At 63.3% G+C, this 17,420-nt stretch carries 14 protein-coding genes; 10 read left to right on the top strand and 4 right to left on the bottom strand.

What is annotated here, in order from left to right; translation table 11 throughout:
* Positions 1-242: 242 nt before the first annotated feature.
* Positions 243-1,307 carry an MBL fold metallo-hydrolase gene (locus OGL93_RS12280; protein ID WP_263262917.1) on the top strand — a complete coding sequence of 355 codons (1,065 nt, stop codon included), beginning with the start codon at positions 243-245 and terminating at the stop codon, positions 1,305-1,307.
* Here OGL93_RS12280 and OGL93_RS12285 read toward each other — a convergent pair whose 3' ends face one another.
* The 3 genes from OGL93_RS12285 to OGL93_RS12295 all read right to left on the bottom strand — a co-directional run bounded on the left by OGL93_RS12285 (position 1,308) and on the right by OGL93_RS12295 (position 3,714).
* Positions 1,308-2,159, bottom strand: coding sequence for a formate/nitrite transporter family protein (locus OGL93_RS12285; protein ID WP_263262918.1), 852 nt, complete (start codon positions 2,157-2,159; stop codon positions 1,308-1,310).
* 43 nt (positions 2,160-2,202) lie between these two features.
* Positions 2,203-3,099 (bottom strand): lysophospholipase, encoded by an 897-nt coding sequence (locus tag OGL93_RS12290; protein WP_263262919.1) that lies wholly within the window; start codon positions 3,097-3,099, stop codon positions 2,203-2,205.
* 171 nt (positions 3,100-3,270) lie between these two features.
* Positions 3,271-3,714: a hypothetical protein gene (locus OGL93_RS12295; RefSeq protein WP_263262920.1), complete on the bottom strand. Its 444-nt coding sequence runs from the start codon at positions 3,712-3,714 to the stop codon at positions 3,271-3,273.
* Between the two features lie 555 nt (positions 3,715-4,269).
* Between OGL93_RS12295 and OGL93_RS12300 the strand changes: the two genes are divergently transcribed.
* From OGL93_RS12300 to OGL93_RS12315, 4 genes are all read left to right on the top strand, one after another.
* Entirely contained in the window at positions 4,270-6,165 is a 1,896-nt protein-coding gene (locus tag OGL93_RS12300) for an NAD(P)/FAD-dependent oxidoreductase (protein WP_263262921.1), read from the top strand.
* 127 nt (positions 6,166-6,292) lie between these two features.
* A complete protein-coding gene (locus OGL93_RS12305; RefSeq protein WP_263262922.1) occupies positions 6,293-7,192 on the top strand; it encodes a nitrilase family protein in 900 nt (299 codons plus the stop codon).
* A 10-nt stretch (positions 7,193-7,202) separates the two neighbouring features.
* Positions 7,203-8,378 carry a hypothetical protein gene (locus OGL93_RS12310; protein ID WP_263262923.1) on the top strand — a complete coding sequence of 392 codons (1,176 nt, stop codon included), beginning with the start codon at positions 7,203-7,205 and terminating at the stop codon, positions 8,376-8,378.
* The gene (locus tag OGL93_RS12315) at positions 8,375-9,439 is read left to right on the top strand and encodes an asparaginase (protein ID WP_263262924.1); all 1,065 of its coding nucleotides are present in this window, start codon (positions 8,375-8,377) and stop codon (positions 9,437-9,439) included. The genes OGL93_RS12310 and OGL93_RS12315 overlap by 4 nt, the downstream gene beginning before the upstream one ends.
* Here OGL93_RS12315 and OGL93_RS12320 read toward each other — a convergent pair.
* Positions 9,409-10,305: a MurR/RpiR family transcriptional regulator gene (locus OGL93_RS12320; RefSeq protein WP_263262925.1), complete on the bottom strand. Its 897-nt coding sequence runs from the start codon at positions 10,303-10,305 to the stop codon at positions 9,409-9,411. The genes OGL93_RS12315 and OGL93_RS12320 overlap by 31 nt on opposite strands.
* A gap of 230 nt (positions 10,306-10,535) precedes the next feature.
* Between OGL93_RS12320 and iolC the strand changes: the two genes are divergently transcribed.
* The 5 genes from iolC to OGL93_RS12345 are packed head-to-tail and all read left to right on the top strand — an operon-like array spanning position 10,536 to position 17,328.
* Positions 10,536-12,473, top strand: a complete 1,938-nt coding sequence (gene iolC, locus OGL93_RS12325; RefSeq protein WP_263262926.1) for a 5-dehydro-2-deoxygluconokinase — start codon at positions 10,536-10,538, stop codon at positions 12,471-12,473.
* 42 nt (positions 12,474-12,515) lie between these two features.
* Positions 12,516-13,412: a myo-inosose-2 dehydratase gene (gene iolE, locus OGL93_RS12330; protein WP_263262927.1), complete on the top strand. Its 897-nt coding sequence runs from the start codon at positions 12,516-12,518 to the stop codon at positions 13,410-13,412.
* 21 nt (positions 13,413-13,433) lie between these two features.
* Complete coding sequence (gene iolB, locus OGL93_RS12335; protein ID WP_263262928.1) at positions 13,434-14,249, top strand: 5-deoxy-glucuronate isomerase; 816 nt, start codon at positions 13,434-13,436, stop codon at positions 14,247-14,249.
* 43 nt (positions 14,250-14,292) lie between these two features.
* A complete protein-coding gene (iolD, locus tag OGL93_RS12340) occupies positions 14,293-16,230 on the top strand; it encodes a 3D-(3,5/4)-trihydroxycyclohexane-1,2-dione acylhydrolase (decyclizing) (protein WP_263262929.1) in 1,938 nt (645 codons plus the stop codon).
* Positions 16,231-16,275: 45 nt separating this feature from the next.
* Positions 16,276-17,328, top strand: a complete 1,053-nt coding sequence (locus tag OGL93_RS12345) for a Gfo/Idh/MocA family oxidoreductase (protein WP_263262930.1) — start codon at positions 16,276-16,278, stop codon at positions 17,326-17,328.
* Positions 17,329-17,420: the final 92 nt, after the last annotated feature.

A 17,420-nucleotide genomic window follows, 5' to 3' on the forward strand; every position in this document is an offset into this window, starting at 1 on the left:
ATAGCTTGCAAAAACGGTCGATATCCTTATCGAGGGGCAATGCGACCCAGCGCACGCGGGGTCCGATGACATCTCGACGGGGCCCGGCGGTCAGAGGTTCCCACCTTGACATACCGACCGTCTGGCTAATGCGCCGGGCCAACGCTGCCAGCGATGCAGCGCACACTGAGCGCCTGTATGCTGGCCCGAACGGCGCCAGGCTGATGTCGCGCGCCCTCAACCCGAAGGGAGTGCCCTTGCTGATGGCTTTGCCTCCATTGCACGCGAATGAACAACCCACCGAACTGCCAAGCTCTCGCTCGGCGGAAGGCCGCTACCACAACCTCACCGTGCTGCCGCGCGACGGGGTGCTGAAGAAGTTGCGCATCGGCTTCAAATACCTGTTGCTGCGCAAGCCTGCGAACACTCGCCCCAGTGCACCGCTACCGGTGCAGCCGCTGTCACGCCAGGCGCTGCTCGACGCGCCGGATAACAGCCTCTGGCGGCTTGGGCATTCCACCATGCTGATCAAGGCCAGCGGGCAGTTCTACCTCACTGACCCGGTGTTTTCCGAACGCGCTTCACCCGTTCAGTGGGCTGGGCCGCGGCGCTTCCATGCGCCGCCGCTCGATCTCGCCGAGCTGCCTGCGCTGGCCGCGGTGATCATTTCTCACAATCACTACGATCACCTCGACCACGCCAGCGTGATGGCGCTGGCCGCGACTACCGAGCACTTCCTGGCGCCGCTTGGGGTGGGCGACACCCTGGTGCAATGGGGCATCCCTGCGGCGAAGGTTCGCCAGCTGGACTGGTGGCAAGAAACCGAGCTGGCCGGCATTCGCTTCGCCGCCACGCCGGCCCAGCATTTTTCCGGGCGCGGCCTGTTCGACAGCAACCAGACGCTCTGGGCCTCTTGGGTGATGATCGCTCCAGGCTGGCGGCTGTTCTTCAGCGGCGATTCAGGCTACTTCGATGGGTTCAAGCGTATCGGTGAGCGCTACGGGCCGTTTGACCTGGCCATGGTCGAGACCGGCGCCTACAACGTGGCCTGGCCTAGCGTGCACATGCAGCCGGAGGAAAGCCTCAAGGCGTGCCAGGACGTCAAGGGCCGCTGGATGCTGCCCATCCACAACGGCACGTTCGACCTATCCATCCACGCCTGGCAGGAACCATTCGAGCGCATCACCCGGCTGGCCGAGGCGGCGGGAATGCCCTTGGCCACGCCGCGCCTGGGCGAGCGGCTCGACCTGCTGCAACCGCAGCGCGGCACGCCGTGGTGGCGCGAGGCGCTGGCGCTCAGCGAGGCGGAGCCGGCGTACCCACGTTGATCAAGGCGCCTTGCGGCCGGAGGCGTCGCTGCGGATCTGCGCGTGGCTGATCAGGGCAAAGATAAAGCTGCCACCGATGATGTTGCCGGCCAGGGTAGGGCCGGCGAAGCCGAGCCAGAATTCACTCCAGGGCAGCTCGCCTGCCCACACCAGGTAAGAAACCTCCGCGGCGCCCACCACGATGTGGGTGAAGTCCCCGAGCGCCATCAGGTAGGTGACCATCACGATCACCCAGATGCGGGCGCTATCCAGCGCGGCGATCATCCACACCATGGTGGCGATCATCCAGCCGGAGATCACGCCTTTGGAGAACATCTGCGACGGAGCGTTTTCCATGACCTTGCGCCCGATGTCCAGGAAGGCGGCATCGGTGTTGGCGTCGAAAATCGGCAAGTGCAGCATCACCCACGACACCAGCAGCGTGCCGACCAGGTTGCCCCCCAGCACTACCCCCCATAGCCGCAGCAACCGGCCGAAATTTCCCAGGGTCGGCTTGGTCATCACCGGCAGCACCGCTGTGAGGGTGTTCTCGGTAAACAGCTGCTGGCGCGCCAGGATCACTGCGAGGAACCCGGCCGAGTAACCGAAGCTGGCGATCACATGGCTGGGGTCGCCGTCGGGCAGGCGGGCGTTGAGCAGCCCCATGGCCATCAATGACAGGCCCATGGTCAGCCCGGCTGCCAGCGCTGACCAGAACAGGGCCGCCACGCTGCGTTCAAGCTCATGATCGCCTTCGCTGCGGATGATCTCGTGCAGCACCGCAGGGCGCGGCGCCTTGCTTTCGTCGACTTCCTGTTTTTCATCCTGGGACAGGCCAGGGGTTTCTTTATGGTGGTGGCTTGGTTCGGTCATCAGGCGTGCTCCAGAGTTGAGCTACTGACTTCCGGCCGTCTCGTTAGTTGCGGGCCGCGCTCACGCCAAACAGCTCCCGCACTGCCAGGGCATACTCCCGGCCGCCGATGCCCAGGCTGTTGTTGTGCGTGCCACCCGGGATCAGCAACAGCCGCTTGGGCGCCTGGGCCGCGGCGAACAGCTCCCGGCTGAAGCGGTCGGGCACGTACTTGTCGTCGGTGCCGTGGGCGATCAACACCGGCATGCGGACCTTGCCGATCTTGTCCACGGAATCGAATTTTTCCGAGAGAATCCAGCGGATCGGCAGCGACGTATCGATCACCGCCTGGGCCGCATCGGCCATGTTGGTGAAGGTCGATTCGATCATCAGCCCGGCGGCGGGCGGCGCTTCGCCCTGGCCAATGCGCTCGGCCAATTCCACGGCGATGGCGCCGCCCAGGGAGTGCCCATAGATGAAGCGCTTGCCGGCATCGGGCTGCAGCGTCACCAGCCGGGCCCAGGCGGTTTCGGCGTCTTCGTACACGCTTCGTTCCGAAGGCAGCGCACCGCGGCTCTGGCCGAAGCCGCGGTAGTCTATGGCCAATACCGAGAACCCCAGCGCGCGCAACTGGCCGATCCGCCGCAGCTGTGCGGTCAGGTCCCAGCGCGTGCCATGCAGGTAGAGCGCAGCGGGCGCCCCCGGCGTGGGCGCCGGCCACCACCAGGCGTGTACGTACTGGCGCGTGCCGGTCAACTCCGCTGCCGCCGGGATGTCCATCTCCACTACCCCGGGCGGCAAGCCGCTGAACCAGCTCGCCGGCCCCGGCTCGATGTTGAAGATCAGCTCCCGCTCCTTGTACGCCAGCCGCGAGCAGCCATAGGGCAGGCCCACCGCCACCCCCAGTGCGAGAACGGCCAGGGCACGCCAGCCGCGGCGGCGAAAAGCGCTTGATAAGGCCATTGGCGGGTACCTGGCAAAGGCGAAGAGGTGTAGATGAGACTACGCCGCGGCGGCCGGGTTGCGGCCGGGGCACCGTAAAGGCCCTGGCTCAGCGGACAGGGTGCACAGTAGCGCACCGGCGGCGTCTGATGGGCCGTGCGCTTCCAAGGCCGCTGATCATCACACCACTGGTCATGCGGAACCTTCACCAACTTCCCGTACATGCAGCGCTCGGTCTAGCAGCTCGATTTCATAGCGGTGACGGTCGTTGAGCATTTTCAGAAGCAGGCTACCTAGGGCAAACCCAACGAGTATCGCCAGCCCGAGTAGCGGCGCCAGGTTGAGGGGATGCTCTATCAACCTTTCGGCAAATGCACGGCGCACCGTTTCAAAGCCACTCAGCACTTGTACGGAGGAAAACCCCATTATTACCAAGGTAAGGACAGCTATCTTGTCTCCAGCTATGAGAGTAACGCGCCGCTCATAGCGGGCGACTTTTTGGCTCAACAGCAAATGGGCGTGCTTGAGTTCCTCGGTGGAATATTTCAGCAACGTTTGTACGTAGGTTGCTTCTGTATCGAATTGCCCAAGCAGCTGCGCTAGGGTGTCGTCGCGCCAGTGACGCAGTTCGGACATGGCCGCGATGATTGGAAAACACAAAGCGATAAGTAGAAGTACCAGGCCGAGCAATCCGCTGACGGCCCCGGCTAGTTGTGCAGTGTCGCTAACTGGCTGCCCGGCCCGGGCCCAGCCGGCAACACACAGAGCGGGGATGAACATCGTAATACTGGCCCAGAAACAGCGTCGTCCGAGCCGCTCAGTGAGGCCCAGGAAAGGCCGTTGCGCATGGACTGTATGAGCCCTGCAACTATTGAGGAAGATAAGTATTGTCCTGACGTGCGCTGGCAGCATGCTTGGAGCCTTTCGAGGTGGGAGGGAGCATTTAACACTACCTCTTCACATGAGCGAGCCCTGCCAAAGCCTGTTGGGAATGGTTTTACAGCACATTAGTAAAAAGCCTACGTCGTCGTATGCACTGTAGGACCTGCACTGCACGCGAACCGGCGTAGTCCGACGCCTTACCTAGGTCAAACAACGCATTCCTATGGCGGCATTTACCTAAGCCAGCCTGGATATGTGGTCCGCCTATAACGGGTTTCCGCCGCACATCGGCACTCTAGGAAGCCTGCAATGACAATCGGTTCTAGCTTTGATCATCCTGCTGATCTCACCTCTCCTGGCACCCGCGCCGCGCCATGGGCCGCGCGCTTCCCTAACCCCCCTGATCTCTGCTTCGATTACCGCAAACTAGTAGAGCTCAGCGGTGGTATAGCCGAGGCAAAAGAGCCCGAGCGTAGGATTGGTATTATTGGCGCGGGCGTGGCTGGGCTCTGCGCCGCACGCGAACTCCTACGCGCAGGCTTTAAAAACGTGACGTTGATCGAGCAGTCCAGCCGAATAGGCGGCCGACATCTTACGGTTGCCGGCCCAGATGGGGGTGCTCCTTTCGAAATGGGGGCCATGCGCATCCCTTTTTTTAACCGCACGGGTGAGCCGCCCCAGGCCGGGCGGTCATTGATGGCCTACTTTGCTGGCCTCTTCGACTTAAAACTCTCGAATTTTCCCAATCCGGGTACCTCCTGGGTAAATGCCACAGGTATCTATTTACGGGAAGGTTGTCTGCTTGGTGACACGCCACAGCTGTTGATCTGGACAAACGCGACCGGAGAAGAGCCACCGCCTTCAGATACTCTACAAAGAGTTTTTACAAAGTGGCTGCGGTTTGCCAAGCGAATGAGTGCGGTAGTGTCCCTGCACTACGGAACCGCCCGGTGGCCGATGTTATGGGCGGCTATTGTGGAGCGGTATTCGCCGCTTTCTTTCAGAGATCTTGTGCACCTCGAGGAGGCGCTTCAGAACCACCCAGACCCTTCGGACTTTGGCGGCCTCGGCATGACTGAAGAAGAGTCTCGAATTTTCTACGCTATCGGCATTGGGGACGGCAGTTGGGGGGCATTCTATGATGTCTGCTGCCTGTACCCCTTGCGGACCGCGATATTTGGATTCAGCAGTCATCTTCAACTCGTTCACGGGCGGGTTGACGCAAACGATGCACCATTGCCAGCTCCGTTCATTGGTGCAAGGCAAATAAAGGATTCAGCTGGGCACGATTTCGATGCCCCGGCTTATCTCGGAATCGCCGCCTTGGACGATTGCCTGATGCATTTGCCTATCGCCGAGCTACATCGATCGATGTACGAAACGTTGGTAGCAAAGCCGGATGGCCTTTTGATGAGATCCAAGGTCACCCGGATCGAGCGACGCTCGGCTGGCGAACTCAGCGTCACTGTTAAGAATGATGAGGGTGTCAAGCGGCTGCTTTTTGATGAGCTCATTGTCACCATCCCTTCATGGATATTGGAAACATGCGTCGAGCTGATAGGTTTCGATAAAAAAACCCTACCTTTTGAGATTATCGATGCTTGGAAACATGCTCATTGGGAAAGCAGTTGCAAGGTCTACGCTCCACTAGATAAAGCTTTTTTTGAAAAAGAAATTGCTATCCCGCAAATTCTTGTGACCGACAGCTTCGTGCATGATGTTTATGCATATCGATACAGTGAGCGCTATAAAGCTGACTGTATTTTGCTAAGTTACACTTGGGAGGATGATGCAAACAAACTATGTGCCTTCACCGATAGCGAGTTAGCTCAAAGGTGCCTGGCAGAGCTTGACCGTATTTTGCTGCGCTGTACCAACGTTGGGCTGGCAATTTCTCCTTATGTCGATATATCCAAGGCTCGCGTGCAGCGCTGGTTAAATGATCCCAATGCTCACGGATGTGCCCGATTGTATCGGCCGGGTACCTATCAGGATGTAGTGCGATTGATGGCGTTCAACCGAGATCACTCAGGCAAGAGTCGTTTGTACCTTGCCGGCGAAGGGTACTCCGCAGATGCGGGGTGGACAGAGCCAGCCCTGCGTGGCGCTTTGGACGCCGTTATCAACCTATGCAACAACACAGGGGCGAGATTTCATGGCGGATTCTCGATGGGCGATTACCCCGAGTATTACCAGCGGAAGTAGCGTTAGCCCTAGGAAGCCAGCGCTCCGCTAGAAATTTCACACACGCACTTAGGAAACTGCCGGCTTTAATATTCGAATGGATGGTATTCATATGTAAAGACATCCATTCGAATAAAAAGGCTTGCAAATGATTCCTCCATCACCGCATTGCATCAGCCCCGTCCGCGTGGCCGTCGTTCAATTCGATCCTCAATGTGGAATCGACAACCTTCCCGCCAATGTCGCGCACGGCCTGGCCCTTGCCGAGCGGGCCGTTGCCGATGGAGCTCGGTTGATCGTGCTTCCCGAGCTGTGTAATACCGGCTATGCCTACCGCGGCCGTACCGAGGCCTATGCCCTTGCCGAGGCAGTGCCCGATGGGGCGACTGTGCAGTTGTGGCAGGCTTTCGCACGCAAACACGGGGTGTACCTGGCCGCAGGGATCGCCGAGCGGGATGGCATGCGGTTGTATGACTGCGCGGTGTTGCTGGGGCCTGAAGGTTTTATCGGGAAGTATCGCAAGGCGCACCTTTGGAATTGCGAAAAGCTTTGGTTCTGCCCGGGTGACCTGGGGTTCCCTGTTTTCGAAACGCCCATCGGCCGCATCGGGCTCATGATCTGCTGGGACCTGTGGTTTCCGGAAGTGCCTCGGCTATTGGCTTTGCAAGGCGCGGACATCATTTGCAGCCTGAACAACTGGGTATGGACGCCCCCGCCGTTGTTCGACGACACCGGCAAATGTATGGCCTCGTACCTCACCATGACGGCGGCCCATGCCAACAACGTATTCATCGCTGCCGCCAACCGCGTTGGCAGCGATCGCGGCGACCGCTTCCTCGGCTGCTCGTTGATCGCGGGCACCAACGGCTGGCCGATCGGCAAGGTCGCGGGCGCGGAGGAGGAGACCATCCTCCAGGCCGATATCGACGTGGTTTGCGCCCGCAGCGCACCTATTTGGAACAGCCTCAACGACCTGCCAAGGGATCGCCGCGCTGACCTTTATGACTCGATGCTGGGCTACCGGCTGCATCCGATGATGCCTCGATAGGAGACCGCCGATGATTCCTGTACGCATAAAGTCCGCGCCGCTGCTGCCTGCCGCGCTGTTGGTCACCTTGGCGCTCAGCGTGTTAAGCGCGGGGATACTGTCGAGTGAGGCGGGTACGGCGCTGGCATGGTCCGGTTATGCAGACATGATGGCGCAGTTGAATGAACCTGCTGGCCGCTGGCGCTGGCTGATCGGGGACATGAGCGAGGTCGTCTTCTACAAACATGAATTCGCTTCGCTAGGGCTGGTGGGCGGCGGTTTGCTGGCTTGGTGGGCGGGCCGTGCCGGCAAACGTTGGCAAGGTTTTCCGATCGCTTATGGCAGCGGGCGCTGGCCATGGCTGGTGCTAGCGTCGACGCTGGGCCTAGTCCTGGGCAACCTGATCTGGGGTTGGACGTTGACCGCGGGACAATGGCAACCGACCTTCGTCGCCTTCGTATCGCTGCCAGCGGCCATGGTATTGCTGTACGGCCCTGGCTGGCGGATCGCCCTGAGCGGCGGGGTGATGGGGGCGCTGCTGGTCACCCCTGCCAGCCTGTTACTGGTGTCGGCGGTTTGCCTGCCGCTACAACTCCCGGCGGTGGTCGGCAACGTGCTAGGCATGGCCGCCGCAAGCCTGCTGGCTTTTTACCTGTGCCAGTGGGTTCCAGCACTGGTCCGCCCAGCGGCCCAGGCCACGCGCGGCGCTGCGATGGAGGCTCCGATCGCGCCGCGCTACGGCCTCGGCTGGGGGTTGCGACGGGTCCTGGCAGATTTTTCCGAAGCGCCTTTTTATGGCAACGAGTGGGCGAGCCTGGGTTTGATTGGCGGTGCGCTGCTGGCCCATGCACTTAACCCGGAAAGCCCGTTCTATGGGTCTGGCTGGCTTGCGCAGCTGCTGGTTGGGCAGGCCTTCGCGTCCGCGGTGGGCGTGTGGGTGTGGCACCGGCGTTGGGTCGAACGCGGCTGGTATCCCACCTACATACCCTTGGTGTCAGTGGTGCCCGCCAGCATCCTGGTGCATGGTCCGGCCCCTGCTGTGATTGCATTGAGCGGGTTACTCGGCGCGCTACTGACGCCGCCATTGGCAGTGGCGATCAGCGACCGCCTGCCTGCGCATTGCCACCCTTATATCGGCAACGTGCTGTCTATGGCCGCCGGTGTCCTGATACTGGTGCCTCTCGTAGGCTGGCTGGTGGCGCCATGACCGCTGTTGAACCTCAGCAGCCCCGCCTGGCGCTGGCCGCAATGGGCGGCACACTCAGCATGGCGGCCCGCCCCGGAGAGGCCGGGATAGTGCCGATGGTCGACGCTTGCGCCTGGGCTGAGCGGCTGCCCACGTTGACGCAGCTTGCTCCGGTCCAGTTGCAAACCCTGTGCTTGCTGCCGAGCGCTTCGTTGGGTTTCGATCAGGTAATGACCGCCCTGACCTGGGCTCAAGGGCAGGTGCGCGGCGGGGCAACCGGCGTGGTTATCACGCAAGGAACCGACACCCTTGAGGAAACGGCCTACTTGCTTAGCCTTCTTTGGGACCATGCCGTACCCCTGGTATTGACCGGGGCGATGCGTGGGGCCGACGATCCTTGCGCCGATGGCCCGGCTAACTTGATCGCCGCGGCGCAGGTAGCACTGGCTGCCAACAGCCGCGACCGTGGTGTGCTGGTAGTGATGAACGCTCAGGTTCATGCCGCCAGTGCCGTACGCAAGGCACACACGCTGGCCCTGGACGCCTTCACCTCTCCCGAAGGCGGGCCATTAGGCTACCTGGAGCACGGCAAGGTCTGTTACCAATTTCCCGCCGCAGCGCTGCCTGCCGGGCTGCGCCTCCAGCGGTTGGGGCAGCGGGTTGCGCTGTTCGAGGCAAGCCTTGGCGAAGGGCCTGAATGGATAGAGCACGCATGCCGTAGCGGCTATGAGGGCATTGTCATAGCTGGCTTCGGTGCCGGCCATGTGGCGGCCTGCTGGGCGCCTTGGTTGGAACGGGCCGCTCGGCAGATGCCGGTGATCGTTGCCAGCCGCACCGGGGCTGGGAGCACGGCTTCCAATACCTATGGTTTTGCCGGAGGGGAAATCGACTTGCGCCGGCGCGGCATTCATATGGCCGGGCACCTATGCCCGCGCAAATGCCGCCTGTTGCTGTGGGCGTTGATCGGCGCCGGGGCGCTGGAGCAATTGCCGCTGCGCCTGGTGGCTGGCCGTGGGCCCGGGCTGTCATCCGGGGCCACGGCGAACCCCGCTCACTCGTCTTCGTCATCCTGCGCGGGCTGAATCTGGTCCATCTTCAGTTCCAGGCGGTAAGCCAGTGCCAGGAACAGCGCCTGGCACAGGCACAGGGTGGCGCTGAGCGAGCGGAACGCAAAGGCGCTGCCCTCGTTCACCAGCAACAGGCCGTGAGCACGCTTGGCCAGGGGCGAGAGGGTGCTGTCGGTGATGACCAGGGTCTTGGCCTTGTTGTGCTGGGCGATGCGCACGCACTGCTGGCTCTCCTTGCCGTAGGGCGTGAAGCTGATGGCGATCAGCAAGTCATTGGCGCCGATGCTGCGCATCTGCTCGCGGTAGCCGCCGCCCAGGCCGCTGATCAGGTGGATGCGCTTGTTGGTGTGCTGCAGGTTGTAAACGAGGTAATCGGCCACCGCGAAGGAGCGGCGCACGCCCACCACATAGATGCTATCGGCGTTCACCAGCAGGTCGACCGCGGTGTCGAACGCGCGGTCGTCCAACTCTTCGCCAAGCCGATCCAGGCCCGAGCGCGTGGCATTGATGCACTCGCGGGCAAGGTCGGCGCTGCTTGCACGCTGGGCCTTGTTGGCGATCATGCTGCGGATGCGTTGCTGGTAGTTCTGTACGGGTGTGGCCTTGTGCGTGTAGGCCTCGCGGAACAAAGCCTGCATTTCGCTGAAGCCCTTGAAGCCAAAGCGCTGGCAAAACCGCACGATTGCCGAGGGGTGCACTTCGCATTGTTCGGCGATATCGCTGATGCGGTCGACCATCACCCGGTCGCTTTGCTGGTTGACGTAAGCAGCCACCCGCTTGAGCTGCCGCGGCAGGCTCTCGAAATCCCGAGTGATGAGCTGTAGCAACTCATCGACGCTGGCGGGCAGTGCGGGAGCGTCGATGGGCGGATCGGACGGCATGCGGACCTCTATCGGCAGGGCTCGGCGCCACACGTTAACCCATTCGGCGGGGACCGGGGAGACGGTCGGCGGCAACGCGGAGTGTACCCGTGGCTCGGTAAAAATAGAAACTAAATTCCATATAAAAAACTTTGGAAATTCTATTTGAAAATTGCCTGGGGCCGATCTAGCCTTGGCTCATTCCTGAGCGGCCCGCGGTGCAGGGCCCAAAACAAAAACAAGGAGCCACCATGGGTGACGTCGCTTTTGCCAGCGGGCGCCAGTTGGATGTGATCTGCCTGGGCCGCCTGGGTGTGGACCTCTATGCACAGCAGATCGGCGCCCGGCTCGAAGATGCCAGCAGCTTTGCCAAGTACCTCGGTGGCTCCTCGGCCAACATCGCCTTTGGCGCCGCCCGGCTGGGCTTGAGGTCCGCAATGCTGACCCGGGTAGGCGACGACCACATGGGGCGGTTCTTGCTGGAAACCTTGCAGCGCGAAGGCTGCGACACCCGCGCGATAAAGGTCGACCGCGAGCGGCTCACGGCCATGGTGCTGCTGGGTATCAAGGACCGCGACACCTTCCCGCTGGTGTTCTACCGGGAGAACTGCGCCGACATGGCGTTGTGCGAAGCCGACGTGGACGAGGCCTTCATTGCCAGCAGCAAGGCGCTGTTGATCACCGGCACTCACTTCTCCACCGAGAGCGTGTACGCGGCCAGCAGCAAGGCGCTGGACTGCGCCGAGCGGCATAACGTGAAACGCGTGCTGGACATCGACTACCGCCCGGTGCTGTGGGGGCTGACCGGCAAGGCCGACGGCGAAACCCGGTTTATCGCCAACGCCCAGGTGAGCGCCCACGTGCAGCGGATTCTCCCGCGCTTCGACCTGATCGTAGGCACCGAGGAAGAATTCCTCATCGCCGGCGGCGGCGAGGACCTGCTCCAGGCGCTGCGCCGGGTGCGTGAACTGACGGCCGCGACGCTGGTGGTGAAGCTCGGCCCACGCGGCTGCTGCGTGCTGCACGACGAAATCCCCGATCGCCTCGAACAAGCAGGCCTGCACCAAGGGGTGCAAGTGCAGGTGCTCAACGTGCTGGGGGCGGGCGATGCCTTCATGGCCGGTTTTCTGCGCGGCTGGCTCACGGGTGGCGATGACGAACATTGCTGCCGTCTGGGCAACGCTTGCGGCGCGCTGGTGGTGTCGCGCCACGGCTGCGCACCGGCAATGCCCACCCTGGCGGAGCTGGATTACCTGCTGCACAGCCCGGTGGCCATCACCCGGCCGGACCTGGACCCCACCCTGGAGCGCTTGCACCGGGTGAGCGTGCCGCGGCGGCGCTGGCGGCAGCTGTTTATCTTCGCTTTCGACCACCGCTTCCAGCTGCTCGACGCCGCGCGCCAGGCGGGCGCGGACCCCGCGCGGATTCCGCTGCTCAAGCAGCTGTTCGTCAGGGCCATCGAAGCGGTGGAAGCCGACCTCGCGGCCCGTGGCGTGGCGGCAGACGTAGGCCTGCTGGCGGATGAGCGCTTCGGCCTGGACGCGCTCAATGCCGCCACCGGCAGGGGCTGGTGGATCGGCCGGCCGGTGGAGTTGCAGCAGTCTCGGCCGTTGGCCTTCGAACACGGCCGCTCGGTGGGCAGCCAACTGCTCGCCTGGCCACAGGAACAGATCGTCAAATGCCTGGTGCAATTTCACCCAGACGACGACCCGCTGCTGCGTCTGGAGCAAGAGGCGCAGGTCAAGGGGTTATATGACGCCACCAAGGCCAGCGGCCATGAGCTGTTGCTGGAGGTGATCCCGCCCAAGAACCATCCCACGGCACGGCCGGACGCCTTATTGCGGGCTATCAAGCGGCTGTACAACATCGGCGTGTTCCCCGACTGGTGGAAGATCGAGGCCCAGCCCACGGAGGTGTGGGCGCGCCTGGACGCCTTGATCAACGAGCGCGACCCCTGGTGTCACGGGGTGGTGCTGCTGGGCTTGAACGCCGCCGGGGAAGCGCTGGCCGAGGGCTTCCGGCAGGCCGCGGCCAGCACCACGTGCCGTGGTTTTGCCGTGGGGCGGACGATTTTCGCGCAGCCGGCGCGGGCCTGGCTGGCTAACGAGATCAATGACCGCGAGCTGGTGGCGCAGGTGCGCGCTACCTTTGAATTCCTCATCGAGGCCTGGCGCCAAGCGCGTGCCTGACCCCACTGAGCAACGACCAGAACAAGAACAGGTGCAGCTGACATGAGCGAACACAGGTTGCGGATCGGCATCAACCCGATCTCCTGGGCCAACGATGATCTGCCCTCCCTGGGGGGCGACACGCCGCTGGGTACCATCCTGGAGGAGGGCCGGCAGATCGGCTTCGAAGGCTTTGAGCTCGGCGGCAAGTTCCCGACCGAGCCCAAGGCCTTGGGCGAGCTGCTCGGGCGCTATGGCTTGGCGCTGGTGTCAGGCTGGTATTCCAGCCAGCTGGCTCATCGGGAGCTGGCCGCGGAAATCGAAGCCATCGAGCCTCATGTGGAGCTGCTGGCGCAGAACGGCGCCAAAGTGCTGGTGTATGGCGAGGTCGCGGGCTCGATCCAGGGCAGGCGGGTGCCGCTGATCGAGCGGCCGCGCTTTCACAGCGATGCGCAATGGCAGGCGTATGCCGAGAAGCTCGATGGCCTGGCTGAGTTCACCGCCAGCCGCGGCCTGCGCCTGGCGTACCACCACCACATGGGTGCCTATGTCGAGGCTCCGGCAGACGTGGACCGGCTGATGGCGTTGACCAGCCCGGCCGTGGGCCTGCTGTTCGATGCCGGCCATTGCTACATGGGTGGCGGCGACCCACTGACGGTGCTGCAAAAGCATATCGGCCGCGTGTGCCATGTGCATTTCAAAGACGTGCGAGCGCCGGTGGTGGCCCTGGCCCGCAACAACCAATGGAGCTTTCCGGACTGCATCGTCAACGGCACCTTCACCGTGCCCGGAGACGGCGATATCGACTTCGCCGCGCTGCTCAAGGTGCTGGTCACCCATGGCTACGAGGGCTGGCTGGTGGTCGAGGCCGAGCAGGACCCGGCCGTGGCGCCGGCCTATGAATACGCAAGCCTGGGCTACCGCACCCTGCGCGATCTGCTCACCCAGGCCACTGCCTGATACCGGCTTGAGGAGGCCCTGATGAACCTGCTCGTCAAAGCAAACCCGGCAGCCCGCGACCTCGTACAGGTACCGGAAAACGCCCTGCATTACGTGGGCTTCAGCGCGCACCGCCTGCAACCGGGCGACAGCCTGCCCCTGGCCGCGGGCGGCCAAGAGTTGTGCGTGGTGCTGCTTAGCGGTACGGCGAGTATCGCCGGCGATCACCCGGACCACGGTGCGTTCGCCTGGCCCAGCCTGCCCGGGCGCGCCAGCGTGTTCGAAGACGTCTCCCCCTACGCCGCTTACCTTCCTCCCGGCAGCGAGGGCCAGCTACGGGCGGGCAGCCAGGCGGAGGTGGCGCTGTGCAGGGCCCCGGGCAACCCTGACCGAAGCGCGTGGCTGGCGCCGCGGCTGATCACCCCGGCCAGCATGAAGCGCTCGGCCCGGGGTAAAGGTGCGAACACCCGCTATGTGTGCGACATCCTGCCAGACACCGAACCTGCGTTCTCGTTGCTGGTGGTGGAGGTGCGCACCCCCTCCGGGCATTCGTCCAGCTACCCACCCCATCGCCATGACGAGGACAACCTGCCAGCGCAGAGTTACCTGGAGGAGTCTTACTACCACCGCATCGATCCGGAGCAGGGCTTCGTGTTCCAGCGGGTATACACCGACGACCGCAGCCTGGACCAGGCCATGGCCGTGGAGAACCACGACACGGTGCTGGTGCCCCGGGGCTATCACCCGGTGTGCGTGCCCTACGGGTACGAGTCTTACTACCTCAACGTGATGGCCGGGCCGGTGCGCGCCTGGAAATTCCACAACGACCCTCGGCACGAGTGGCTGCTGCAGCGATGAACCGGCAGGCGCGAGGCTGTGCCTTGGCAAGGAAAGGTGCCCCATGACTACCCTCCGATTGACCATGGCCCAGGCCCTGGTGAAGTTTCTCGATAACCAGTACATCAGCATCGATGGCGTGGAGAGCAAGTTCGTGGCCGGCGTGTTCACGATCTTCGGCCATGGCAACGTGCTGGGCATTGGCCAGGCGCTGGAGCAAGACCCCGGCCAACTGGTGGTGCATCAGGGCCGCAACGAACAGGGCATGGCCCACGTGGCCACGGCGTTCGCCAAGCAGAAGCTGCGCCGGCAGATCTATGCCTGCACCTCTTCGGTAGGCCCGGGCGCGGCCAATATGCTCACCGCCGCGGCCACCGCCACGGCCAACCGTATCCCGCTGTTGCTGCTGCCGGGCGATGTGTATGCCAGCCGCCAGCCAGACCCGGTGTTGCAGCAGATCGAGCAGTTTCACGACCTGACGATCAGCACCAACGATGCCTTCCGCGCCGTGAGCAAGTACTGGGACCGGATTACCCGGCCCGAGCAGTTGATGAGCGCGGCGATCAACGCCATGCGGGTGCTGACGGACCCGGCGGACACCGGCGCGGTGACCCTGGCGCTGCCTCAGGATGTACAAGGTGAGGCCTGGGATTACCCAGATTATTTCTTCGCCCGCCGGGTGCATCGGCTGGATCGCCGGCCCCCGGCCACGGCAGCCATCGAAGCCGCCGCGCGCTTGCTGCGCGGCAAGCGCAAGCCGTTGCTGATCTGCGGTGGCGGGGTCAAGTATTCCGACGCGGCGCAGGCGCTGCAGCGCTTCGCCGAACGCTTCGGGATCCCCTTCGCCGAAACCCAGGCGGGCAAGGGCGCTATCGTTTCCAGCCATGAGCTGAACGTGGGCGGCATTGGCGAAACCGGCGGCCTTGCAGCGAACACCCTTGCCCGCGAAGCGGACCTGATCATCGGCGTGGGCACCCGGTATTCGGACTTCACCACCTCGTCCAAATGGCTGTACCAGCACCCGCAAGTGGCGTTTCTGAACATCAACGTCGCGCCCTTCGACGCCGGCAAGCTCGACGCCACGGCGGTGGTGGCCGATGCCCGTGAAGCCTTGGAAGCACTGACCGCCGTGCTCCAGCCGGAGGGTTACACGGCGGGTTGGGGCGCGCAGGTCAGCGATGCACAGGCGCGCTACCGGGAAGAAGTCGACCGCGTGTATGCCGTGCGCTACGGCGGCGAAGGGTATGTGCCGGAGGTGAACGACGGCCTGCCGCCCGAGGTGTTCGAGGAGTTTATCGCCCTGACGGGCTCCAGCCTGACCCAAAGCAGCGTGCTCGGGCTGCTCAACCAGCAGCTGGCGCAAGACGCGATCATCGTCGCCGCCGCTGGCAGCCTTCCGGGCGACCTGCAGCGGGCCTGGCGCTGCCAAGGGGTCAACACCTACCACGTGGAGTACGGCTACTCCTGCATGGGCTACGAGATCGCCGGCGCGCTAGGCGCAAAGCTGGCCGAACCGAACAAGGAGGTGTACGCCCTGGTGGGCGATGGCTCCTACCAGATGCTCCACTCGGAACTGGCCACCTCGATCCAGGAGCGGCGCAAGATCAACGTGATCCTGTTCGACAACATGGCGTTCGGCTGCATCAACAACCTGCAGATGGGGCACGGCATGGGCAGCTTCGGCACCGAGTTTCGCTACCGCGACCCTGAAACCGGCCGGCTGGACGGCCCGTTGATCCCGGTGGACTTCGCCATGAGCGCCGCCGCCTACGGCTGCAAGACCTACCGTGCGCGCACCCTCGAAGAACTGGAGGCGGCCTTGGCCGATGCCCGCCAGCAAACGGTTTCTACGCTGATCGACGTCAAGGTACTGCCCAAGACCATGATCCATGGCTACCTCTCCTGGTGGCGCGTGGGCGGGGCGCAGGTGTCGCGCAGCGAGCGCATCGCCGCCGTCGCCCGCCTGCTTGAGGAGAACACCGCTCGCGCCCGGCAGTACTGACACCTGATCAGCGAACAAGCACAACACTGCACAGAGAGCAGCGACATGACCTTGAACATCGGCGTTATCGGCACCGGGGCCATCGGCCAGGACCACATCCGGCGGCTGACCCAGACCCTACGCGGCAGCCGCGTGGTGGCGGTGACGGACATCAACCTGGAACAGGCCGCCAAGGTGGTGGCCGAGCAACGCCTGACCGCTGAGCTATACCCTGACGGCCACGCGCTGATCGCCTCGAGCCAGGTGCAAGCGGTGGTGGTGACGTCTTGGGGCCCCAGCCACGAGGAGTACGTGCTGGCCGCCATCGCCGCCGGTAAGCCGGTGTTCTGCGAAAAGCCGCTGGCGGTCAGCGCACAGGGTTGCCAGCGCATCGTGGAGGCCGAAATGGCCCACGGCAGGCGCCTGGTGCAGGTTGGTTTCATGCGCCCCTATGACGCAGGCTACCGCCAGCTCAAGGCCATCCTGGACAGCCACCGCATCGGTACGCCGCTGATGGTCCACGCCGCCCACCGCAACCCCACCGTGGCGGCCAACTACACCACCGCCATGGCCATTACCGACACGCTGATCCACGAAATCAACGTGCTCGCCTGGTTGCTCGACGATCAGTATGTCAGCGCCCAAGTGGTGTTCCCGCGCCGTACTTCACAGGCGCGGGAGCCCTTGCGCGACCCGCAGATCGTGCTGCTGGAAACCGCCAAGGGCGTGCGCATCGACGTGGAGGTGTTCGTCAACTGCCGTTATGGCTATGACATCCAGTGCGAAGTGGTGGGCGAGGAGGGCATCGCTCGGTTGCCGGAGCCTTCGGCGGTGCAGTTGCGCAGCGAGGCGAGGCGCTCGACCGAGATCCTCATGGACTGGAAAGACCGTTTCATCGCCGCCTACGACGTGGAGTTGCAGGCCTTCGTCGACGACCTGGCAACCGGCGCGTTGAGTGGCCCCTCGGCGTGGGACGGCTACCTGGCAGCGGTCACTGCCGACGCCTGCGTGCAGGCCCAGCAGCAGGCGGCTGTGATACCTATCAGCCTGCCTGAACGGCCGTCGTTCTACGCGCCGATTCAAGCCTCTAAAAAGAATATTTATACGAAAAATGATTGAAATGGAAAATATATTCCAATAACCTGCATCACAGGTAACCTTGATCCGTCACGCGCGCCCCGGCCGCGTATCGAACAACAACAAGACAGGTA

This window comes from Pseudomonas sp. RIT-PI-S (assembly GCF_025642975.1).
GTDB lineage: Bacteria > Pseudomonadota > Gammaproteobacteria > Pseudomonadales > Pseudomonadaceae > Aquipseudomonas.